Consider the following 22,655-nt stretch of genomic DNA (forward strand, 5'->3'; position numbering starts at 1 on the left):
ACAAAATATTGCGTTGTTTTTATTAATGTATTTGCTGCTGAACTGTCGCAGTAAGTTCCGTGAGAGAGAACGGTTTCGGGAGGAACACCGAGTTGGGAACACGCGCCTGATGCTCAGAAACCGAATCCTCTGCATAGCCAGACACGAATACCACCTTCACACCAGGGCGCTTCTCCATCGCCTTCATCACCCAGGTCGGTCCATCCATACCGGGCATGACCACATCAGTCACAAAAACATCAACTGACAATGACGGGTCTTCGAGGATAGAAAGCGCATCTTCGGCACTTTCCGCCTCCAACACGGTATACCCTCTCATCCGCAATGCTCGGGAGGCAAAAGCACGCACAGGTGCTTCATCCTCTACCAACAAAACGACACCACCCGAGCTATCACGGCTCAGATCATGGGTTGGGTTGGGCAAACGCGTGTCCGGACCAGCAGCAGGAGTTTCATTTCCATTGAGCGACACTGCCCCAGTAACCTGAGAAACAATTGTATCAATTGCTTTGTCCTGCCCAGGGTCATTCACATCCTCAGACTGTGCGGACACCGCGTTGGTAAGCACAAGGGGTTCCAGCGATGAGGACGGTCGCTCAGTAGCGTCGATATTCTCGGCTGCCGCCCCCTCTTTTTCAGAATGCGCGTCCTTGGAAGTTTCCTTCCAAACGGGGAAATAGAGTGTAAATGTGGTCCCGGATCCGGGCACGGAATCCACAAAAATATAGCCGCCCGTCTGTTTGATGATTCCGTAGGCCATGGACAGACCAAGCCCCGTCCTTGCCCGGACTTCTTGGTGGTAAAAAAGGGCTCAAAGATCTTGTTGATCTTATCTGAACCAATTCCCGTCCCATGGTCGATGACACGCACCGTTACATATTCACCAGGCGGCACTGTCGCGCGATCACGCTCCAACGCGCTGTCAAGTATGACATTTCGAGTTTCCACCCGCACGGTCCCACCGTCCGGCATGGCGTCGCGTGCATTGACCACGAGGTTCATGATCACCTGGTCCAACTGGCGCCGGTCCGCCCGGATCGCCAGCAGTTTCTCATCATGATCCAGCTCCAGCAACACGCGCTCCCCGACAAGACGATTTAGAAGGTGAGTCAAATCTGACAGCGTATCTGACAAATCGATCACTTCCGGGCGCAAAGTCTGTTTTCGCGAGAAAGCCAGAAGCTGACCAACCAGGGACGCAGCACGGTTGGCGTTCTGATGGATCTGCGTAAGATCCGAGTATTCCGGATCCGCCTCATCCCGACCGGTCAGCAAAAGATCACAATGCCCCGATATGGCGGTCAGCAGATTGTTGAAATCATGCGCAACACCACCTGCCAATTGCCCAATGGCCTGCATTTTCTGACTTTGCACAAACTGGGCTTCGAGGTTCTTGAGCTCTGTTGCGTCCTGTATGACCGCCACCAGAGTGGGACCGTCTTCATCTGTCATCTGACTCAGCGAAATCTGCAGGAACACTTCCTCATCCGGCTTTATCGCACGCACGACTTCCGTTCTGCCCAGATGGCGCCCAGCATGCGCTTCGGCCAGCCAATCGGAGACCGGACGACCAAGCCCCTCCACCTGCTCAGACAAAAGACTGCCAACCGCATCCTTGTCCGCCAGAAGGTCACGCGCCCGTTTATTGGCCATGGAAATCTTGCCCTTGGCGTCCAGCTTCAGCAGTGGCACAGGCAGGACCTCAACCCCAGCCCATTCTCCGCTTGACATATTGGGCGTGGCATCCGCCGGCAGCAGATACATTTCCTTGCGCGCGGCAGAACAATTTATTTCATACACCACCACGGGCACGGGGCCGGTCTTACCCGACACCTGCACCACAACACCGGAACGGACCGGTGTTTCAACAAAAATTCGATCCAGCGTGGTTTCCCGCCCTCCAAGCAGCAAACGAGCCGCTTCATTCATGAACAGGATTGTGCCGTTCTTGGAAACCGTCAACATCGGCAGAGCGATGTTTTCCCCTGATCGGCCAGCAACGCTGCGCTCTCCGATCTCATCCACCCGCCAAATGAACCCGGCTTCCTGCATCCTATGCACAGTAAGCCTTATATTTCCGCGCCTTATGACCACATCTTCCGATGCGGAACTGGTGGCTTCGGCGCGGCTTTGCAATTTGCTCAACACAGCGGAAGGTGACGCAAACAGGTCATGGAAGGCCCGCGCCAGGGTCTGCCCCGGTTTCGCTTCAAACTGCGCCCCGGCAGCAGCGTTTGCATAGATGATTTCACCTTCGCCATCGGTGACCAGAACCGGTGCAGCATCATTGCCGGCACACATTTCAACAGAAGCAAATATTTTCGCCACCTGCACGCGATGCCAGCGGCGAATGCCCAAGACAAGAAGCGCGAGAGATAACAGTGCCCCCCCACAGATAACCGCCGCAAACCGCCCCAGATCGGGCACTCCTGGAAGAGCAATCGCCCCAGCCAGCACAATCAATGCCAGAAGCACGATATAGCCGACGCGCGGCGCGAGATCCTGGGCGACAACTACCATTTGGTGAGGGGACAAGGCAGATCGCACCACGTGGATCCCTTTCATGCGAGTTCAGGTGCCTCTTTATGCGGCGTCTATCGTTAACACGGCATTAACGCTGGACAAGGGGACCACAGAAAAAGGCGAACCAATCCCCTCAGGGTTGATCTAATCGCGTGATTAATCGCGCGTCAATAGAGCAACGTAAAACCCGTCCCCGCCTTCAAGCGGTGTGAACTGACGCTCATTCCTCACAGACCATCCCGACGGCCTGTTGATCATTTGAAGTTGGTTTTCCACATCGAACAATGAGCACGTGGCATAACCGATCCGCCCATCACCCGACACAAATGACGAGATAGTCTTTATAATTGAGGCCTGTATCTTGCAAAGCTCATGCAGTTTATCTGCCGTCAGGCACCACTTTCCCTGTGGATCCCTGCGCCATGACCCGCTCCCGGAACACGGAGCATCCGCCAGAACCAGATCAAAAGGAGGGCGCTCCGATAACGCCTCTGTGGTGCAACATTCAATCTGGACACCCGCCCGCCGGGCCCGTTCGGGAATATCCTTCATGCGACGCGGTGAAACATCATGGGCAACCACTTCGACCCCAAGGGCTGCCATCGCAAGCGATTTGCCCCCGCCCCCAGCGCAGTAATCCAGAACCCGCATTCCCGGCCGCAGGCCAAGCTCTTCAACCAGAGCTTGCGATGCCGCATCCTGAAGCTCAACCAGCCCCATCTGATAGGCGTTCGATTGCGAAACACGCCGCGGATTTTCAATCACTTCAAGTGCGGTCGATGCCAGAGGATGAGCGCGGGCAACAATGCCATCGCGCGCCAAGGCATCAATTGCCTCCTCCCGCGTCAGGCGCGCGATGTTGACCCTGAGAAACACGGGTGCCCGATCCCGCAAACAGGCCAGCACCGGATCACAGTTTTCCCCCAGGCTTCGCTGAAACAGGTCGTAGGCCCAGTCCGGGCAGTCCAATGCCTCAGCCGTGGTGAGGGTTGGGGCGTGTGCGGCCTCTGCTTCAGAGAGCGGCTTGGGCGCATGACCTTCCCCGGTGAAAATCGTATCCAACGCTTGACCCTGCCCCCGCAGCAGGCCGATCAGGGTTGAACGACCATCCTCTCCTCCTCCCAAAACCTGAGAGGAGCGAAGGCGGCGCAGCGCGTCGAACACGTGATCCCTGATCGCCGCACGATCCTTGGACCCGGCAAAACGATGGCCGCGCGCCCAGCCAGACAGGGCCTGCTCAGCCGTATCACCTGACCGGATCAGGTCCATCACTTCCATCGCGGCACTGATGCGCGCGGCGGGGGTCATTTCTCACCCCGAATTGGTTCAATTATGCCGCGCAACATCTTGTTATATCACCCAATACGATAGTTGGGGCTTTCACGGGTGATCTGGACGTCATGCACATGACTTTCCTTCAGGCCCGCGCCGGTGATCTTCACGAAATTGCAGTTCTTGCGCATTTCAGCCACGGTGCCGTTGCCGGTATATCCCATAGCTGCCCGCAAACCGCCCACCAGCTGGTGAATGACAGTGCCAGCCGGACCTTTGTAGGGCACCTGCCCTTCGATCCCTTCAGGCACCAGCTTGTCACTGGCAGCGTCTTTCTGGAAATACCGGTCAGCAGATCCGCGCGCCATGGCCCCCAGCGAGCCCATGCCCCGATAGGCTTTGAACGAGCGGCCCTGATAGAGGATCACCTCACCCGGGCTTTCATCCGTTCCTGCGATCATCGACCCAACCATGGCGCAGGACGCGCCTGCTGCGATGGCTTTGGCAAAATCACCTGAAAACTTGATGCCCCCGTCCGCAATGACCGGCACATCCCCTGCGGCCTTGGCGCAATCTGAAATGGCCGTGAGCTGCGGCACACCGACACCTGCCACCATCCGCGTGGTACAGATCGAGCCCGGCCCGATACCGACCTTCACCGCATCGGCTCCCGCCTCAATCAGCGCCTTGGTCGCCTCTGCCGTGGCGACGTTCCCGGCCACGACCTGCTGGTCAGGCTTATAGGCCTTGATGCGTTTGACCGCCTCAATCACCCCTGCGGAGTGGCCGTGCGCGGTGTCGACCACAACGATGTCTGCGCCCGCGTCAATCAGTGCCTTAGAGCGTTCAAACCCGCTTTCCCCCACGGAACTGGCGGCAGCCACACGCAGACGGCCCAGATCATCTTTACAGGCGGTTGGGTTCAGCTTGGCCTGTTCGGTGTCTTTCAGGGTCAGCAGGCCGGTCAATTTGCCGCTTCCGTCAACCACGAGAAGTTTTTCGATCCGGCGTGCCTTCATCATTGACTTGGCTTCTTCCAGCTCCGCCGGCTCCTGCAGCATGGCCAGATTGTCCGCGGTCATCATCACACGGACCGGGGTATCATCAGAGGTGGCAAAGCGCATGTCGCGGTTGGTTACGATCCCGACCACGCGCCCGTCGCCATCCACCACCGGGAAACCGGTGACGCGATACCGCTCCTGCAGCGCCTTGGCATCGGCAAGGGTCTGGTCCGGTGTGAGTGTAATCGGATTGTAGACGATACCACTTTCAAAGCGTTTCACCCGGCGCACCTGACGCGCCTGTTCCTCGACATCGAGGTTCTTGTGAATGACCCCCATACCGCCGGCCTGCGCCATGGCAATGGCCATGCGGGCCTCGGTCACCGTGTCCATCGCCGAAGACATCAGCGGGATGTTCAGAGAGATCGATTTCGTCACCTGCGTTGAGGTATTGGCCGTCGAGGGCAGCACATTACTGGCCGCCGGCACCAGCAGGACATCATCAAAGGTAAGAGCCTCGCGAATCTCCATGAGCGTTCTCCTTGGGAGTTTTCGTTTGGCACGTCCCTATCTCATGCGATTGACCATTTGGAAAGGGTTGTTTTGATTTTTTTGCCTCTGGCGGCGATATTTGCATTTTCAGGGACAAAACCTGCCCAAATACTCTGTGGGTAGTTTTGGATTTTCACATTGACTTTGCACAGCCCGACATGCCCCCGTGCGATAAAAGCGAGTAACATGGAAAGAACAGATGCGGGTTTCGACAAGGATCGCGGGCATTCTGGACGGGGGTGACGATGGCTGGGGGGTCTTTTACCGGGCGCGTGCCATGGTTGAGGCCGGAGAGCAGGTCACCGAATTGACCATTGGCGAACCTGATCGGGCCACCGATCCGTCCATACTGCACGCGATGTATCAGGCAGCCCTGAACGGCCATACCGGCTATGCTGCCATTCCCGGAACCAACGCGTTGCGCGATGCGGTGGCGGCGCGGGTCCAGACCCGCACCGGCGTTCCCACCAGGCGCGAGAATGTCATGATCACCCCCGGTGGTCAGGCGGGGCTGTTTGCCGCCCATATGGCTGCCTGTAACGAAGGCGACCGCGCGCTGTATCTTGATCCGCATTACGCCACCTACCCCGGCACGATCCGCGCCGTCGGGGCGCAGGCGGTGCCGATTGCCACCAATGCCGATAACGGGTTCCAACCCCGCGCCGACGACATTCGCGCCCAGGCCAGCGGCGCGCGCAGCCTGCTGATCAACTCGCCCAACAATCCAACCGGGGTAATCTATACTCGAACTACTCTGGAAGGGATTGCCGAGGTCTGCCACGACGAAGACCTGTGGCTGATTTCTGACGAGGTCTATGACACGCAGGTCTGGCAGGGCGAACATCTGTCACCCCGCGCCCTGCCCGGCATGGCAGAGCGAACACTTGTGGTGGGATCCATGTCGAAAAGCCATGCCATGACCGGCAGCCGGATCGGTTGGATCATCGGACCGGAACAGGCCATAGGGCACCTCGAAACACTGGCGATCAACACCACCTATGGCGTGGCCGGGTTCATTCAGGACGCGGCACTTTTTGCCCTGCAACAGGGCGAAGGGTTCGAGGCCCGGATTGCAGAGCCGTTCAGACGACGCCGGGAAGCGGCGCTTGCCTTGATCGAGGGGCAGGATCTGGTGCGCGTCGTGCCTGCGGATGGGACCATGTATCTGATGCTGGACATCCGGGCGACCGGGTTGAGTGGCAAAGAGTTCGCCGAAGCATTGTTAACGTCAAAACGGATTGCCGTCATGCCGGGAGAGAGTTTCGGCACGGCCGCCGCCGGGCACATTCGGGTGGCCATGACCGTGGAGGACCGCAGGTTCCAATCCGCGCTCAGGGATATCTTGCAGTTTGCCCAAACCTGCACAAAGGAGTGAGAAATATGAGAGACATCGGAGCTGAATTTCGCGCCCTTCACCAGAGGGGAAACCCGTTTATCCTCGCAAATGCCTGGGATATCGGCAGTGCCCGTCTGCTCGCCGCCATGGGGGCACAGGCGATCGGGACCTCCTCTGCGGCACATGCCTTTACGCTGGGGCGACCGGATATGGGACATGTCAGCCGGGAGGAGGCACTGTCCCATGCACAGGATCTGGTCGCGGCGGTAAACCTGCCCGTTTCCGGTGATTTCGAAAACGGATTTGGCGATGATCCCGACACTTGTGCTGAAACCGTCAGGCTTGCGGCAGAGGTCGGGCTCGCAGGGATATCGATCGAAGACACCGCACTTCCTTCAACCACGCCATACTCCCGTGACATGGCGATCGAACGGATCCGGGCCGCGAGTGCGGCCGCGCGCGCCCTGCCCGGCGATTTTGTGCTGCTGGCCCGCGCGGATGGGGTGATGAACGGGGAATACGACCTTGACGAAGCCCTTGCCCGGGTCAGGGGATATGAAAAGGCCGGTGCCGATGCGGTTTACGTGCCCCTGCCGGGAACACTTACGGATCAGGCCCGGGTCAGCGCCGCCACGGCATTGCCGGTCAATGCTCTGGCCGCGGGGCCGTTCACCGACATCTCACGCGCGCAGTTCGCAGAGGCGGGGGTGGCACGGATTTCGCTGGGGTCTGCCTTGGCGCGCGCCACGCATCGGGTGATCCATGATGCGGCCAGCGCAATGTTTCAGGACGGTGATTTCTCGCCGCTCGGCAAAGGTATTGCCGGCACGACAATCGACGCGCTTCTGACCCGCTGACGGGCCGGGGACCCTGCGCACGCAAGATCAGGGGCGGGTGACATCCGCAGTGACATCTGCGTCGTAAATCCAGCGAAACCGATTATAAACAAGGTGAGGCACGAAGCGCCCGGCCAACCGCAGCGCGGTGTAACCGATCATTCGGGCCGCCGGATTTCCATAGTGGTAGTTGCGGGCATTCTTATTCGCGGCTTCCACGATGTGACGGGTGCGTGGACCGCGGCGGGCCTGATACAGCGCCCCTCCCCGCTCCATCCCTTCGTGAGACAGGCAATGGGCCAGCACCCAGGCATCCTCGAGCGCCATCACCGCCCCCTGCGCCATGAAGGGCAGCGTGGGATGGGCCGCGTCCCCGAGCAGCACCATGTGCCCCCCCTTGCTGCCCTGATACCAGACCGGAGCAACCTCGTGCCGGTGAAGCCCCCAGACCTTCACATCCTCAACCCGCTCCAAAAGCGCCATGGCATCATCGCAGAACCCTGCAAAGGCGGCGCGCAGATTGGCTGGGTCATCCGGAGTATTCCACCCCTCATCCACCCAGGCGGCTCTCTCCTCAACGGCGACGATGTTGACCAGCGACCCGCCACGCAGCGGATAGGTGACCATGTGGCGTCCCGGCCCCATAAAGACGGTGGCCTCAGCCTGTTCGCGCCCGGTGGCCGGGACAATGGCGCGCCAGGCCACCTGCCCGGTGAAAAACGGATGTTCCACTCCGTTAAGCTTGCCGCGCACGATGGAATGCAACCCGTCCGCCCCCACGAGGAACGCACAATGATGCGCGGAACCGTCTTCAAAACGCACGCCGACCCCCGCGTCACCATCTTCGACGTCAACCACCTGCTGGTTCAGGCGGATCTCGACCCCTTCGCGACGCGCAGCATCCGCCAAAAGGCCGATCAGGTCAGCCCGGTGAAACAGCAAGAACGTGTCATCCGGGGCAATGGCGCCAAAGTTCAGATCCACCACCTCACGTCCCGACATGCCATCACGCAGCCACACCCCCTTGGAGCGCATGCTGGCCTCATATGCGGCCTTTTCAAGCCCAAGCGCCTGCAGAACCCGAAACCCGTTGGGGCTGATCTGCAATCCGGCCCCCACTTCGGTGATCTCCGGGGCCTGTTCAAGGACGGTGACATTTGCCCCCTTCTGTGCAAGCGCAATCGCCGCCGTCAGACCGCCGATCCCGCCACCAAGAACGGTGATGTCGTGATTTTGTAGCTTTGTCATATCGTCATGTCCGGTCTGGCGGTGATTTGGTCTTTGTCTGGGGTATTTTCAACGGGATAGGCTTCAACGGCAAGCCGCTGAAAGGTCACACCCGGAAAAAGACGTTGACCCGGAAAGCAAAAGCCCGGGCGAACCCGGGCAATTCCTTGGTGATCGTGAACGGATCAATCGTCGCGATGCACTTTTTCGCGGCGCTCATGGCGCTCCTGTGCTTCCAGGCTCAGCGTCGCAATCGGACGTGCGTCCAGTCGCTTCAGAGAGATCGGATCTCCGGTCTCTTCACAATAGCCGTATTCGCCTTCTTCAAGACGGCGCAACGCCTGTTCGATCTTTGCCACCAGTTTGCGCTGACGATCCCGGGTCCGCAATTCCAGTGCCCGGTCGGTTTCTTCCGAAGCACGGTCTGCAATATCGGGAATGTTTCGCGTGTTGTCTTGCAGGCCTTCAATGGTGTGACGGCTTTCATCAAGGAGCTCAGCTTTCCACGCTTCCAGTTTGCGGCGGAAATATTCCTGCTGTCGCTCATTCATGAAAGGTTCGTCTTCCGCAGGCTGATAATCGTCAGGCAGGAAAACTTCCGCTTTCATCTCTATATCCTTTTGCTCCCGGACAGCCATGGCTGACATCTCCATCTGCTCGCGCCGCCCGGTTTCCTCCTGAGCGTTCGTTTACACCCCTGCCGTGCCAATGTCACTAGTGGAAAACGCCTCATTCCCTCTCTTCTGATCAAAACTGTGAAACAGCCCGGAAATCCCTGTAAAACCGGGGAAACTGCGCTTCAAACGGAATGCCAAGGCACACAAAACCGGATCAAAATCACCCAATCGCCCCGATCCGCCTGCACATCACGTAGCGTTATCCTCTCCGGCGGGGCGGCCCCATTCGGTGCGACTTGCAAAAACGGCGCGCGCTCTTTACCTCAGGGACGGAAATGACAGCTAAACAGGACCGGACCCCATGACCGCACGATTTGAAGGCACTTCCGACTATGTGGCCACGGATGATCTGAAAGTGGCGGTGAATGCCGCCGTAACCCTGCAGCGCCCCCTTTTGGTCAAAGGGGAGCCGGGCACGGGTAAAACCGAACTCGCCCGCCAGGTGGCCACTGCGCTGGGGGCAAAGATGATCGAGTGGAACATCAAGTCCACCACCAAGGCGCAGCAGGGCCTTTACGAATATGACGCCGTATCGCGCCTGCGCGACAGCCAGCTGGGCGATGAGCGGGTGCATGATATTTCCAACTACATCAAACGCGGCAAGCTGTGGGAAGCCTTTGAGGCGGACGAGCGCATCGTTCTGCTCATTGATGAAATCGACAAGGCAGATATCGAATTTCCGAACGACCTGCTGCAGGAACTCGATAAGATGGAGTTCCATGTCTACGAGACCGGTGACACCATTCGCGCCCGTCATCGCCCGATCATCATCATCACCTCCAACAATGAAAAAGAACTGCCGGACGCCTTCCTGCGCCGCTGTTTCTTCCATTATATCCGCTTTCCGGACATGGAGACGATGGCCAAGATCGTCGAAGTGCATCACCCGGGGATCAAACCGCAGCTTCTGACCACTGCATTGACACAGTTTTACGAGATCCGCGAACAGACCGGGTTGAAAAAGAAACCCTCCACCTCAGAAGTTCTGGATTGGCTGAAACTGCTGCTGGCAGAGGACATTTCACCCGAGGATCTGAAACGTGACGGCGCCAGTGCGCTGCCCACATTGCATGGGGCGCTTTTGAAAAACGAACAGGATGTGCATCTGTTTGAACGGCTTGCCTTCATGGCGCGCGGGCGCCGCTGACAAGGTGCAAACAGTTTAAATCCAAAGGCGGCCTGCGGGTCGCCTTTTCTTTGCGCCCAATGCTGGCATCTCTTGCCAAGGAACCCGACAGTTTCCCGCCGCCCACAACGGGGGTTATCCACAGAATCACCAAACCATCCCGTCAGCAGCGATTTCGTGAAGAATTTCCAAACACGCCCACTGAGACTTGTAGAGGATGAGTTATCCACAACAAGATATTGATTTTCCATTGGTTCCAATACGAAAACAGTCTTTTTACGCCACATTTGCCCCGCTCTTTTTCTTTCTTTAACCCGGTTTATTAACTAACCTGAGATTATGCCTGGGGGGGCATAGTAACGGTGTGATTGTATTGTTATGGGAAGCAATGCTCACAATTCCGTTCGGACGCTGATGCGATCCGCCAAGTCCTGTCGTCCTGACCCGTGGGAAGGTCACATGACATGCTGGCGGGGGATTGTCGGAGACAGGGGTCTTGAAACCGCTCCTTTCCGTCATGTGTTTGCGCACCCGAACGATTGCCACCCGTGGACGCGGGGTCTCAGCAGGCAGTTTTCGCTTGGCTGGGTTGTTTTTTGTCGTGTCCGGCAAAGGGTGGTGGATGTTTGCATCAAGATGACCGCAGCGGGGCTGCACCTTGCCAGTTCAGCCGAACCTGCCTTGTGTCATCGCGCAAATGCCCGCCGAACAGAGGCTCCGCCTGGGCCATTGTTGACGCGGATTGCGCAACCACACCCCCATACCGTCAACCATACCGCTCGAAAGACCTATCTCCGGGGGCGCACGACATCGTGCCACGCTCTCGGATCACGAAGGAGCTGACGATGCGGAAGAAAATTCTGGGGGTCGCGATGGCCCTGACTGGGCTGGTTTTGTCTGGTTGCATGTCCCCCAGCGGGACAGGTGCGGGCAACGGCGCCGGTGATGTCACAGCGCGACAGGTGCCGAATTTCTCACCGGCCCTTCCGCCGATGAAAGCGTTCAGCAATACCTCCATCCCACGTCCGGAACGGCGCAACTCAGATATCGCGGGCGATTTCCTCGACCTCAGCTTTCAGCTTGAAAGTGGACGCCCCCTGCCCGTTCTCAGCCGGTTTGAGGGTCCCGTTACAGTAAGAGTTCTGGGGCGTTACCCCGGCCAGATGCAACAGGATCTGACCCAATTGCTGCAACGCCTGCGCATTGAGGCGGCCATTGATATTCGACAGGTTGACAGCGCACGCCCCGCAGCCCTCACCGTTGAGGTTGTCCCAAAGGCCGAACTCCAGCGCCTTGTGCCCCATGCAGCCTGTTTCGTGGCTCCGAATGTGGCAAGCTGGCAGGAATACAAATCCTTCCGCGGAACAATTGTGACAGACTGGACCCAGCTGCGCACCAGAACAAAGATGTCGATCTTTTTGCCTGGAAATGTTGCCCCACAAGAGATGCGCGATTGTCTGCATGAAGAGATGGCCCAGGCTCTTGGCCCGGTTAACGACTTGTATAGATTGACAAATTCCGTTTTCAACGATGATAATTTTCACACCGTCCTGACGGGGTTTGACATGCTGATCCTGCGCGCGTTTTACGCGCCAGAGCTGCGCTCGGGCATGACACGCGCTCAGGTGGCTGCACAATTGCCGGCACTGCTCGCCCGGCTGAACCCGGCGGGTGGTATCGGTCTGCCACGTCACCACCCGCCTGCCCCGCGAGAATGGAAAAACGCCATTGAAACCGCGCTGGGACAGGGACGTAGCCAGGTTCAAAGACGTGCCGCCGCGATCAAAGCCGTGGAGATTGCCCGGGCGCAAGGCTGGCAAGGCCCCCGGCTTGCTTTCAGCCTATTTGTTCAGGGTCGCCTAATATTGGCCAGCAACAGCAGTGGTGCTTTTGATGCCTTCCGTCAGGCCGATCGTATTTACAGTGCCAGCCCCGGAGCACGCCTTCAGGCCGCTCATATGGGAGTTCAGCTGGCGGCCTATGCCCTGTCTTTTGGCCAGGCCGAGGAAGCCATCGACATCGTCAATCGCCACATCGCCCCTGTGAAATCCGCAGAAAATGCCGCCCTTCTCTCAACCCTTCTGATGCTGAAGGCAGAGGCGCTGGACCTTGCAGGCCGCGACACCGAAGCCCAGCTGGTGAGGCTCGACAGTCTGGGCTGGGCACGGTATGGCTTTGGTTCGACGGATCAGGTAAGCGCGCGGTTGCGCGAAATTGCTGCCATTTCACCGGGTTGACCCCTCGGGCCTGCAACGGACCCTTGCGGGAAACAGACGGCAAGGGAGAAGGCCATGGGTATCATCGCAGCCCTGCTTGCAGGAGCAGCCATTGGCGCCTGGCGGGCGCATAAGCGTGGAGGAACCGGGTTTGACCTGGCCCAATACGCAGCGGTTCACGGCATTATCTTTGCCCTCCTGGCCATTTTTGCCTCTGTCATCTTCGCAAGGTAATCTGCTGATGTTTCTTCCTTTTTTCGAAAATCTTCGGGCCTGCCGCGTTCCGGTTTCCCTGCGCGAATATCTGACTTTCCTTGAGGGCATCAAGTCAGGTCTTGTCACCTATGACATTGAAGGGTTCTACTATCTTGCCCGCACCTCGATGGTGAAAGACGAACGGAATATCGACAAGTTCGATCAGGCCTTTGCGATGAGCTTTGAGGGGCTGGAGGCGATCAGCATGGAGGAGATGCTGGAAGCCGTCGATATTCCTCAGGAATGGCTTGAAAAAATGGCCGAGAAATTTCTGACCGAGGAAGAAAAGGCCGAGATTGAGGCGCTGGGTGGGTTTGACAAGCTGATGGAGACGCTGAAAGAGCGTCTGAAAGAGCAGGAAGGCCGGCACCAGGGCGGCAACAAATGGATTGGCACGGCTGGCACGTCTCCGTTCGGGGCCTATGGCTACAATCCCGAAGGGGTGCGGATCGGGCAGGACCGCTCACGCCACCAGCGCGCGGTGAAGGTCTGGGACAAGCGGGAGTTCAGAAATCTGGACGGCGATGTGGAACTGGGCACACGCAACATCAAGGTGGCCCTGAAGCGCCTGCGCAACTGGGCCCGCGACGGGGCACATGAAGAACTGGATCTGGACGGCACCATCCGCGCCACGGCGGAACATGGCTATCTTGACGTAAAGACCCGGCCGGAACGGCATAACGCCGTGAAAGTCCTGCTGTTTCTGGATGTCGGCGGATCCATGGATCCGCATATCAAGGTGGTCGAGGAACTGTTTTCCGCCGCACGCGCGGAGTTCAAGCATCTCGAATATTACTATTTCCACAACTGCCTCTACGAAGGGGTCTGGCGCGACAATGCCCGGCGCTGGAATGATCAGACCCCGACCTGGGAAGTGCTGCGCACCTATGGGCCGGATTACAAATGTATCTTTGTGGGCGATGCCTCCATGTCCCCTTACGAGGTCGCCTATCGCGGTGGTGCCAACGAGCATTGGAACGATGAAGCCGGCCAAGTCTGGCTGCAGCGTGCGCGCGAGCAATGGCCAAATCACATGTGGATCAATCCGACACCTGAGCACCATTGGCGCTACACCCAGTCCATTCAGATGATCAATGAGATTTTCGAGGGGCGCATGGTCCCAATGACGCTGGAAGGCATTGATCGCGGGATGCGCGATCTGGGGCGTTAAACCTCCTGTTGCAAACCGCGCAGATCCTGTTCTTCCCGCTTCAGATAGGGGTCGTGCAGAAAGGTCCCAAAAGGCAGCAAACTGGCCAGCAATGCCCAATTGACCCGTTCGCTCGACAGTCCCCCCAGCCCCGCTGCAACAAACAGGGCGGCAATATAGGCAATGAACAATCCCCCATGCACCCTGCCGGCCAGCGTAACACCCGCATCCATTTCAGCCCAGTATTTCAACGGCATGGCCACAAACAGCAACACAACATAGCTCCACCCTTCGATTGAGGCGACATATCGGAATATCCGGATCCAACGGGCTTTGGTCATAATATCGGTCCCTGAAGCGTTTCGAATTCCACCTGAGACGGGGAAGGTCGAAACACCGGAAGAGGTTTCAATGTTGTGGGTGTTTCAAAACAACCACGTGTTCCAGGCCCCTCCCGAGACCCTTTGTTCAGCACCCTTCATCAGATAGGCGCGCGACCGTCTTCAAGACACCCGGCGAAATGTCGCAACGACAGGCGACGGAAACGGGGCAACAAGAAGTATAAGATATGAAACCCACAAGGAGGATCGCGTGAAACGCCTATTGAACACGGTAAAAATCCAGCTTCAAACCATGTGGCGCGCTGCTCCGGTGGCAACCGCACTGTTGATCCTTTGCCTGATTGCAGGCGGCGTTTTCGCAACCCGCACCATCAGCGAAGCCGTATATTGGAGCAATCCCGATCATCACAATCAACCGCTTGCCGGTTGGATGACCCCAAGATACGTGGCCCATTCCTGGCGCATCCCACGCCCTGACATGATGGAGATCATGCAATCAGCGGTGCCGGGTCTTGATCTTGAAAACGGCCCCCGATCGCTGAATGATATCGCGGCGAAACATGATCTGGCACTGAATGAATTGCTGCAAAGGATCGACACGGGGCTGTCGATCTATCAAAGCGAGCACCCCGCCGGGGAAGCGGGCCAATGATGACCACGGAAGCCGTTTTTGCCCTGCTGACCACCTATGGACCATGGGTGGTCTTTGTTGCCGCCTTTCTTTCTTGTCTCGCGCTCCCGATCCCGACCTCTTTGATGATGCTGGCAGGCGGGGCGTTTTCTGCTGTTGGAGATCTGGATCTGGTTCTGGTTGCAGCCATGGCATTTGCGGGCGCGGTGATAGGGGATCAGACCGGATTTGCACTCGGGCGTTGGGGTGGACCGGCTGTCCTGCGCGGCCTGACCCGTCGCCCTGCACGCAAACGGGTCCTGCAACGGGCACAAAAGCTGATCGACCGCTTTGGTGGCCTTGGCGTATTTCTGTCCACATGGGCGGTCGCTCCGCTTGGCCCATGGGTCAACTTCACCGCAGGCGCGACGGGGCTTTCGTGGGGACGCTTTACCCTTTGGGATCTGTTCGGAGAGGTTGTCTGGGTCTCACTTTACGTGGGCCTCGGATATGGGTTTGCCAATCAGGTTGAATATCTGGCCGGTGTCATGGGAAATCTGGCTGGCTTTCTTGCCGCTCTGACCCTGGCAGCTCTCCTTTTCTCATGGATCCGCGCCATGGTCCGCAGTCGAAAAACCTGAAACGAACCGGTTGGTTCCTCTTTCCCAAAACAGGTTTTGCCCCCATATAAGCTTTATGCTGAAACTCCTCCCTATCCTTCTGCCTGTCCTTTATGGCTATGTGCTGTACCGGTTTTCGGTCTGGCGCACCCATCGCGAGCTGGACGAGAATTCTTCGGAACTGGCAGATGCGGGATTGAAACAGCTGACCGATCAGATGGCACGTGCCCTCGACCTGCCCCGGATCCGGGTTTTCGTCTATGAAATTCAGCCGATCAATGGCCTGGCCGCGCCGGATGGACGGATTTTCATCACCCGCGGGTTCATGGAGGAATATCGCAATGGCCGCGTCACCGGACCGGAACTGGCCTCGGTGATTGCCCATGAACTGGGTCACGTGGCCCTTGGACATGCCCGCAAACGTATGATTGATTTTTCCGGGCAGAACGCATTGCGCACGGTGCTGAGCATGATGCTGTCGCGCTTTTTGCCCGGCGCCGGTGTCTATATCGCCCGCTTCCTGACCCGCCTCGTGGCGGCGGGGCTTTCGCGGGGGGATGAATATGAAGCGGATGAATATGCCTCCGCGCTCCTGCTCAAGTCAGGCATTGGCACAGAGGCGCAGAAATCCCTGTTTGGGAAGCTCGATCACCTCACCAAGGGACGCGGCGGGGTGATGCCTGCATGGTTGATGAGCCATCCGAAAACCGCAGATCGCATAGCAGCGATTGAGAAAAACGAGGCCAAATGGTCGGTTGAAACGCATTGAAACCGGGCGGACCGCGTCAACCCAGCCTCTCCAACGCCTTGCCCAAACGTGGCAGGCGCGCCTTTTTCATCAGGCTGCGCAGCGTCCAGCTGTCCTCGCCCGATAGGCGACGTGCCTCCGCCAGAACCCGCTCAGCCAGCGCGGTCATCTCATGCGGGTGGGTGTCGACGAAATCACGCAGGAACAGGTCCGGGCTTTCGCGGCGCAGCCCCTCTTCCGCCAACACATGGCCCGGAAAATCTGCGCGATTAAGTGTCAACAACACATCGGCCCCTGCGGCTATGGCCGACGCCAGAACATGAATGTCATTTTCATCGGGCAGGTAAAGCCTGCGCATGTCCCCCTCTCGTGGGGGCACGCTGGCTGATGGCCACCGGGCATTCAGCTGGGCAATCTCACCCCGCGCAAACATCTCTTGTTCCGGACCAAAGCGCGCTGCGGCACGGGCCCATTCCTCTAGGATACGCGGTGACCAGAAGGGGGCAAACAGACCGGCCTCAGCCGCCCCCAACACCATTTCGCGCATCACCGTCGGGTAAAGCACGCAGGCGTCGATACAAACCTTCACGGCAACATCCGGTAAAACAGCGCCTTGAGATAGCCGCTTTCCGCAAGCTGTGGGTGCTGGGGGTGATCAGCGCCCGCATATCCGGTGTGGATCAGTTGCGACACACGCCCGGCCCGGCCGATCCCGCGGTTCGAGGCATTGCGGAACTTGTCCACGGTTGCCGCATGCGAACAGGAACACAGCCCAAGATATCCACCGGGCGCCACCAAGGGCGCTGCCAGCCGTGCCACGCGTTCATAAGCCCGCAGCCCCGGTTCCAACGCCTTTTTCGACGGGGCAAAGGCGGGCGGATCGCAGATCACCACATCAAACTGCGCCCCTTCCTCGGCCAGTGCCGTCAAGACGTCAAAGGCATCCCCCTTGCGGGTGGCAAACCGATCTGCGGCCCCCATCGCATCGGCTCCACCCGCAGCAAGCTCCAGCGCCGCCGCCGATCCGTCAACCGACAGGGCGGATTTCGCACCGCCCGCAAGGGCCGCCAAGGCAAAGCCCCCAACATGAGAGAACACGTCCAGAACCCGCGCCTTCCTGGCAAGCCCCGCCGCAAATGCGTGGTTGGGGCGCTGGTCATAGAACAAGCCCGTTTTCTGCCCACCCACCAGGTCGGCCAGATAGGTTGCGCCATTCATCGACACCGGGACCGGCGCCTTGGGAAGATCCCCAAGCAGCACGGCATTTTCATCCCCCAGCCCCTCCAGCACCCGGGCACGCCCGCCTGCGTTTTTAACGATGGTGGTCACGCCGGTCACTTCAGCAAGGGCGGCGGTCAGATCATCCAGCAGGAGCTCAGCCCAGGCAGCGTTAGGCTGCACAACCGCAACGTCGCCGAAACGGTCAATGATCACCCCGGGAAGCCCGTCTGCCTCTGCATGCACCAACCGATAAAACGGCGCGTCGAACAGGGTTTCGCGATGGGCCAGCGCCGCAGCCAGTTTTCCGCGCAGCCAGTTGCGATCTATCTGCGCCTCGGGATCGCGATCCAGCACACGCGCAATAATGCGCGAACCGGGGTTGATCGCCACCGTGGCCAAAGCCGCCCGGTCGCCATCCTCGAGCACCGCAATTGTTCCTGCAGCCAGTTTTTTTGTCCGGCGATCGGTGACAGCTTCATTGTCGTAAACCCACGGGGCGCCATGGCGAATGGCGCGGGCGTTGGCTTTTGGTTTAAGGCGGATTGTGGGGCGCGTATCAGTCATGCCCGCCTGTTAGCCGGTTTTGCCGGGGGGGCCAATGAAAAAGGCGGCTGACGCCGCCTGTTTCGGTCTGTTCCGCTGAAAGGTCGCCAGCTTACTGAGCTGCCTCGGGAGCAACCGCAGCAACGGTGGTCTGCGGCATATGGGGAACAAAATCCGCAGGCAGGAAATCTCTCGGGCGGGTCATTTCCTGATAAATGACGGCTGCCAGATGAGCGGTAATCCGAACTTTCTGCGTCTCACCCCGTGCCTCTGCGGCCAGCGCCTCTTCTCCGCCAAAAGCGCGCAGGTCGTTTTGAATTGTGCGTTTGGGTTCCAGGATCATCCCGGTTTTTGCGTCCAGAACCGTAAGGTCGAAGCGCAGCGCATGGGTGCCCCCGTAGGTATAACGCGTGCGCTGGGTCAGGGCATGGAACTCCTGCAAGGTGATCTCAAGAACCACCGGACGCCCTTTGTTCAAGGTGCTGACCCCGCGATCAAACGCGTCGTCGAGGATCACCTGAACCTGTTTGTAGCGATCCCCAAGCGGGTCTTCGCGCCAGACAATGTCGGCTCTCGGCTTCAGCGAGTTGGCCTCGGAAACGGTAAGGGTGCGCGGCACGGTCACACGAACATCCGTGACATTATATTCAACGGTTTTGGGCTGTTGTGCCTCGCTTGCCGCCCCCAGTTCGAGATTGGAAGGTTGCGCCCGCGTCACTTCCCCTGGTTTCATACAGGCCGACAAGGCCGCGATGGCCACCATGCCAAGAAAGAGCTTACCCAGTTTCATGCTCGCCTCCGATTGATGCGATGGAAGTGCATTCTGCACATCCTTTTTCGTAGGATCTTGTTAACCAATTGAGGCAGCATTAAGGAAACCGCAGGGTAACCCTGTGACAAATGCACTATCAATCTGAAAAACCACATTTTCTTAATTGCCCGGAAAGCCCCCCTGCATCACCTGGCCGCACTTGTTAGCGATAGCAGATCCTGCTATTCACTCCTTGCGCTGCTCCGTTCCCAAACTCACCCAAAAGGATCGCCATGCTGAATTCCCAGATAGACAAGGTTACAGAACGGATTGAAACACGTTCCAGACATACCCGCGCTGCCTATCTGGCCAAGATCGACGCCGCAATTGCGAAAGGGACAGCACGGGGGCATTTGGGATGTTCGGGACAGGCGCACGCCTATGCCGGGGCAGGACCAGACCAGACCAGTCTTGCAGAGGGGACAGCCCCGAACCTGGGCATTGTCACCGCGTATAACGATATGCTGTCGGCCCATGCCCCCTATGCCACCTACCCCGACCTGATCAAACAGACCGCGCGAGAGATGGGCGCCACCGCGCAGGTGGCAGGCGGGGTGCCCGCCATGTGTGACGGCGTCACCCAGGGCGAAACCGGCATGGAGCTGAGCCTGTTTTCCCGTGACGTGATTGCCATGGCCGCAGCCATCGCGCTCAGCCACAACACCTATGATGCAGCGCTTTACCTTGGGGTTTGCGACAAGATTGTTCCCGGTCTTGTCATGGCCGCCGCCACTTTTGGCCACATCCCCGCTGTGTTCCTGCCCGCAGGCCCGATGACCTCTGGCCTGCCAAATGATGAAAAAGCCGAGATACGGAAACGCTTTGCCAAAGGTGAGATTGACCGAAAAGCCCTGATGCAAGCGGAAATGGCCGCCTATCACGGCCCCGGAACCTGCACATTTTACGGAACCGCCAATTCCAATCAGATGCTGATGGAGTTTATGGGGCTGCATCTTCCGGGATCAAGCTTCGTCAACCCTCACACCCCCCTGCGCGATGCGTTGACCCGCGAAGGGGTGCGCCGCGCAATTGAAATCGCAGCACCTGACCGGCATACACCCGCCGCCCATGTGCTGGATGTCCGCGCCTTCGTGAATGGGATTGTCGGGCTGATGGCAACAGGTGGATCCACCAATCTGGTGCTGCATCTGCCTGCCATGGCCCGCGCGGCCGGGGTGATCCTGACACTTGAGGATTTTGCGGATATTTCCGCCGCCGTTCCACTGATGGCCCGCGTTTATCCCAATGGGCTGGCGGATGTGAACCATTTCCACGCAGCCGGCGGCCTTGGATACATGATCGGCCATCTGCTTGAAGCGGGGCTTTTGCATAACGATGTCACTACGGTGGCGGGACCGTTGGAAAACTACGCAGTTGAAGCCAAGCTCGCAGGTGAAAGAGTACGCTGGGAACCTGCCCCACGCACCAGCCTGAACGACAAGATCCTGCGCCCTCCCTCCGAGGGGTTTCAGCCGACCGGGGGGCTGGCCAAGCTGGATGGAAACCTTGGGCAAGGCGTGATCAAAACCTCCGCCGTGGCAGCTGAGCGCCACATTATCGAAGCGCCAGCGCGGGTCTTTACCGATCAATCAAGCGTGAAGGCAGCCTTCCAAGCCAATGAAATCACAACGGATACTGTCTTTGTCGTACGTTTTCAGGGGCCGCAAGCCAATGGTATGCCTGAGTTGCACGGACTGACCCCGGTTCTTTCCGTGCTACAGGATCGCGGTCTGAAAGTGGCCCTTGTGACAGACGGGCGCATGTCCGGGGCTTCGGGAAAGGTTCCTGCGGCCATTCATATTTCGCCCGAAGCCGCAGCAGGTGGTCCGATCGCACGGGTCCGGGATGGCGACCTGATCCGTCTTGATGCCACCACCGGCCAGCTTCAGGTTCTGGCCAACGGGTTTGCGGATCGCGCGCCTGAAACCAAGGACCTTACCTCCAACGAAACCGGTATGGGGCGCGAATTGTTCGCCGCGTTTCGCCAGCATGTCGGCCCGGCCACCACCGGCGCCTCCCCGATCCTGACAGGAGATGACACATGACACCTGCTGCCGCCGCCACGGCCTTCAGCGAAGACATCTGCACCCGGGCGCCTGTTATTCCGGTCCTCGTGGTGCATGATCCGGCCCATGCACAGCCGCTGGCCCGCGCGCTTGTCGCGGGCGGGCTTCCGGTGCTGGAGGTTACCCTGCGCACGCCTGCCGCCATCGAAGTGATCGCGGAAATGTCTCAGGTGGAAGGGGGTATTGTCGGGGCCGGAACTGTTCTGACCCCAACCCATGCTGCCGATGCCAAAACCGCTGGCGCCAAATTTGCCGTATCCCCCGGCGCAACCGATCTTTTGGTCGACAGTTGCGAAGCCGTGGAGCTGCCGCTTTTGCCAGGCACCAGCACAGCCACCGAAGCCATGCGCCTTCTGGAACGCGGGTATTCGGTGCAGAAATTCTTTCCCGCAGAGGCCGCCGGGGGGAGTAAATTCCTGAAATCCCTGGCCTCTCCCCTGCCCCAGATCCGGTTCTGCCCAACCGGAGGCGTGAGCCTTGCAAATGCATCGGACTATCTGTCGCTGCCCAATGTTCTGTGCGTGGGCGGGTCCTGGGTTGCCCCGCGGCAGCTGATCGAGACCGGAGATTGGGACGGCATCACAACACTTGCCCGCACCGCCGCAAAACTAGGCTGATCCGGCCAAACGGGTTAACAGTATCTAAAGCGTTTCGGGATAAACTTGAAACACATGTTTATTCTGAAACGCCCACGACATTGATATCTCTTGCCGCGTTTCGGTTTTGCCCTGTGTCAGGTTAAAACCGAAACGCTTTAGGACGCGCGAAAGCGCTTACCAGCGGCCAAGCGCGGACAGCCACAGAAGACGCGCGCGGCGGGAAAACTCCGACCCGCCCAATGCGCCCGCAGCGGCCAGATCAGGAGAGGATTTGGCGCGGGTCAGGATGGCTTCCGCCCGCCATCCGCTGCGCAATGCGCCCGACCCTTTTCGTGGCAAAGATCTGCGGGCCGCTTTCAGCTCCGCCAGACCTGCAATTGCCAGTTCGGCGATGACTTCATCACTCGGAGGCACATGGCCACGACCCACGCGCGCAAGTTCTGGCAGGGAATTCAACCAGTTCGAAACACCCAACGCGGTGCCGAGTCTCACCAACCCCTCCCGGTCCCCGTCTGCACTCGCGGCCATCAGCGCTCCGCTGGTGGCCTTAGCATAGTCCAGGATTGAGGGGACACCCTGCCGGCCGATCCCGTCCACATCCCCTTCCCGAGCATCCACCATCTGCTCCAGCAACCCACGATCAAGCTGGCCCGTGGCAATCAGCTCTTGCAACGGCGTGGCCACCTCATGTGCGACAACCGTTTTGCCTTCAATCACGTCGCGCCAGAATTGCAACCGCACCAGGGCGACCATCGGCTCATTCGACATGAAGGGCGCGCGGGCAATTTCAAGATTGAAGGCGTAAAGCGGGAACAGCCGGGCGCGTTCGTCGGGACGGCCGGTCATCGCCGCCAGAAACCGATCCGGATCGCCCTTCTGCACCATCTGCGCACAGGCATTCAGCGCCTCATGAGCTGTCATGACG

20 protein-coding genes and 1 pseudogene are annotated in these 22,655 nt (G+C 58.9%); 11 read left to right on the top strand and 10 right to left on the bottom strand.

Translation table 11 applies throughout. The features are described 5' to 3' along the window. Positions 1–22: 22 nt before the first annotated feature. From XMD517_RS03745 to guaB, 3 genes and pseudogenes are all read right to left on the bottom strand, one after another. A pseudogene (locus tag XMD517_RS03745) lies at positions 23–2,520 on the bottom strand (ATP-binding protein). Between the two features lie 159 nt (positions 2,521–2,679). Next, positions 2,680–3,831: an RsmB/NOP family class I SAM-dependent RNA methyltransferase gene (locus XMD517_RS03750; RefSeq protein ID WP_173487061.1), complete on the bottom strand. Its 1,152-nt coding sequence runs from the start codon at positions 3,829–3,831 to the stop codon at positions 2,680–2,682. A gap of 47 nt (positions 3,832–3,878) precedes the next feature. Beyond that, positions 3,879–5,327: an IMP dehydrogenase gene (guaB, locus tag XMD517_RS03755; protein ID WP_055191956.1), complete on the bottom strand. Its 1,449-nt coding sequence runs from the start codon at positions 5,325–5,327 to the stop codon at positions 3,879–3,881. A gap of 220 nt (positions 5,328–5,547) precedes the next feature. On the opposite strand from guaB, the gene XMD517_RS03760 reads away from it, so the two are divergent. Further along, complete coding sequence (locus XMD517_RS03760; RefSeq protein ID WP_173487059.1) at positions 5,548–6,723, top strand: pyridoxal phosphate-dependent aminotransferase; 1,176 nt, start codon at positions 5,548–5,550, stop codon at positions 6,721–6,723. A gap of 5 nt (positions 6,724–6,728) precedes the next feature. Beyond that, the gene (locus XMD517_RS03765) at positions 6,729–7,541 is read left to right on the top strand and encodes an oxaloacetate decarboxylase (RefSeq protein WP_173487058.1); all 813 of its coding nucleotides are present in this window, start codon (positions 6,729–6,731) and stop codon (positions 7,539–7,541) included. Between the two features lie 27 nt (positions 7,542–7,568). Here the strand turns inward: XMD517_RS03765 and XMD517_RS03770 are convergent, their stop codons facing one another. Together XMD517_RS03770 and dksA are read right to left on the bottom strand one after the other, a co-directional pair. After that, a complete protein-coding gene (locus XMD517_RS03770) occupies positions 7,569–8,768 on the bottom strand; it encodes an FAD-dependent oxidoreductase (protein WP_173487057.1) in 1,200 nt (399 codons plus the stop codon). 164 nt (positions 8,769–8,932) lie between these two features. Continuing rightward, positions 8,933–9,355: an RNA polymerase-binding protein DksA gene (gene dksA / locus XMD517_RS03775; RefSeq protein ID WP_055192480.1), complete on the bottom strand. Its 423-nt coding sequence runs from the start codon at positions 9,353–9,355 to the stop codon at positions 8,933–8,935. Positions 9,356–9,725: 370 nt separating this feature from the next. On the opposite strand from dksA, the gene XMD517_RS03780 reads away from it, so the two are divergent. The 4 genes from XMD517_RS03780 to XMD517_RS03795 all read left to right on the top strand — a co-directional run bounded on the left by XMD517_RS03780 (position 9,726) and on the right by XMD517_RS03795 (position 14,192). Continuing rightward, positions 9,726–10,571, top strand: a complete 846-nt coding sequence (locus XMD517_RS03780; RefSeq protein WP_173487055.1) for a MoxR family ATPase — start codon at positions 9,726–9,728, stop codon at positions 10,569–10,571. A gap of 824 nt (positions 10,572–11,395) precedes the next feature. Continuing rightward, positions 11,396–12,787: a DUF2927 domain-containing protein gene (locus XMD517_RS03785; protein ID WP_173487054.1), complete on the top strand. Its 1,392-nt coding sequence runs from the start codon at positions 11,396–11,398 to the stop codon at positions 12,785–12,787. A 54-nt stretch (positions 12,788–12,841) separates the two neighbouring features. Further along, positions 12,842–13,000, top strand: a complete 159-nt coding sequence (locus XMD517_RS03790) for a hypothetical protein (RefSeq protein WP_055192479.1) — start codon at positions 12,842–12,844, stop codon at positions 12,998–13,000. A 7-nt stretch (positions 13,001–13,007) separates the two neighbouring features. Beyond that, entirely contained in the window at positions 13,008–14,192 is a 1,185-nt protein-coding gene (locus tag XMD517_RS03795) for a VWA domain-containing protein (RefSeq protein ID WP_055191946.1), read from the top strand. On the opposite strand, the gene XMD517_RS03800 is transcribed toward XMD517_RS03795, so the two are convergent. Beyond that, positions 14,189–14,512 carry a DUF3817 domain-containing protein gene (locus XMD517_RS03800; RefSeq protein ID WP_173487053.1) on the bottom strand — a complete coding sequence of 108 codons (324 nt, stop codon included), beginning with the start codon at positions 14,510–14,512 and terminating at the stop codon, positions 14,189–14,191. The genes XMD517_RS03795 and XMD517_RS03800 overlap by 4 nt on opposite strands. 250 nt (positions 14,513–14,762) lie before the next feature. On the opposite strand from XMD517_RS03800, the gene XMD517_RS03805 reads away from it, so the two are divergent. Genes XMD517_RS03805 through XMD517_RS03815 form a run of 3 tightly spaced genes read left to right on the top strand, consistent with a single transcriptional unit; the run spans position 14,763 to position 16,511 of the window. Continuing rightward, on the top strand, positions 14,763–15,164 hold the full coding sequence (locus XMD517_RS03805; RefSeq protein ID WP_368493357.1) for a hypothetical protein: 402 nt from the start codon (positions 14,763–14,765) through the stop codon (positions 15,162–15,164). Beyond that, positions 15,161–15,763 (top strand): DedA family protein, encoded by a 603-nt coding sequence (locus XMD517_RS03810; protein WP_173487052.1) that lies wholly within the window; start codon positions 15,161–15,163, stop codon positions 15,761–15,763. The genes XMD517_RS03805 and XMD517_RS03810 overlap by 4 nt, the downstream gene beginning before the upstream one ends. A 55-nt stretch (positions 15,764–15,818) precedes the next feature. Further along, entirely contained in the window at positions 15,819–16,511 is a 693-nt protein-coding gene (locus XMD517_RS03815) for a M48 family metallopeptidase (protein ID WP_173487051.1), read from the top strand. 16 nt (positions 16,512–16,527) lie between these two features. Here the strand turns inward: XMD517_RS03815 and XMD517_RS03820 are convergent, their stop codons facing one another. The 3 genes from XMD517_RS03820 to XMD517_RS03830 form a co-directional block, all read right to left on the bottom strand. Next, positions 16,528–17,079, bottom strand: coding sequence for an RSP_2648 family PIN domain-containing protein (locus XMD517_RS03820; RefSeq protein WP_173487050.1), 552 nt, complete (start codon positions 17,077–17,079; stop codon positions 16,528–16,530). Further along, complete coding sequence (locus tag XMD517_RS03825; protein ID WP_173487049.1) at positions 17,076–18,275, bottom strand: RSP_2647 family RNA methyltransferase; 1,200 nt, start codon at positions 18,273–18,275, stop codon at positions 17,076–17,078. Before XMD517_RS03825 ends, XMD517_RS03820 begins: the two co-directional genes overlap by 4 nt. 91 nt (positions 18,276–18,366) lie before the next feature. After that, the gene (locus tag XMD517_RS03830; protein ID WP_173487048.1) at positions 18,367–19,044 is read right to left on the bottom strand and encodes a DUF6778 family protein; all 678 of its coding nucleotides are present in this window, start codon (positions 19,042–19,044) and stop codon (positions 18,367–18,369) included. Positions 19,045–19,298: 254 nt separating this feature from the next. Here XMD517_RS03830 and edd point away from each other — a divergent pair, with 254 nt between their 5' ends. Together edd and eda are read left to right on the top strand one after the other, a co-directional pair. Continuing rightward, entirely contained in the window at positions 19,299–21,110 is a 1,812-nt protein-coding gene (edd, locus tag XMD517_RS03835) for a phosphogluconate dehydratase (RefSeq protein ID WP_173487047.1), read from the top strand. Beyond that, positions 21,107–21,748, top strand: a complete 642-nt coding sequence (eda, locus tag XMD517_RS03840; RefSeq protein ID WP_173487046.1) for a bifunctional 4-hydroxy-2-oxoglutarate aldolase/2-dehydro-3-deoxy-phosphogluconate aldolase — start codon at positions 21,107–21,109, stop codon at positions 21,746–21,748. The genes edd and eda overlap by 4 nt, the downstream gene beginning before the upstream one ends. A 156-nt stretch (positions 21,749–21,904) precedes the next feature. On the opposite strand, the gene XMD517_RS03845 is transcribed toward eda, so the two are convergent. Beyond that, positions 21,905–22,651, bottom strand: coding sequence for a squalene/phytoene synthase family protein (locus XMD517_RS03845; protein WP_173487045.1), 747 nt, complete (start codon positions 22,649–22,651; stop codon positions 21,905–21,907). Positions 22,652–22,655: the final 4 nt, after the last annotated feature.

It is taken from the genome of Aliiroseovarius sp. xm-d-517, from assembly GCF_013283135.1.
Classification (GTDB): Bacteria; Pseudomonadota; Alphaproteobacteria; order Rhodobacterales; family Rhodobacteraceae; genus Aliiroseovarius; species Aliiroseovarius crassostreae.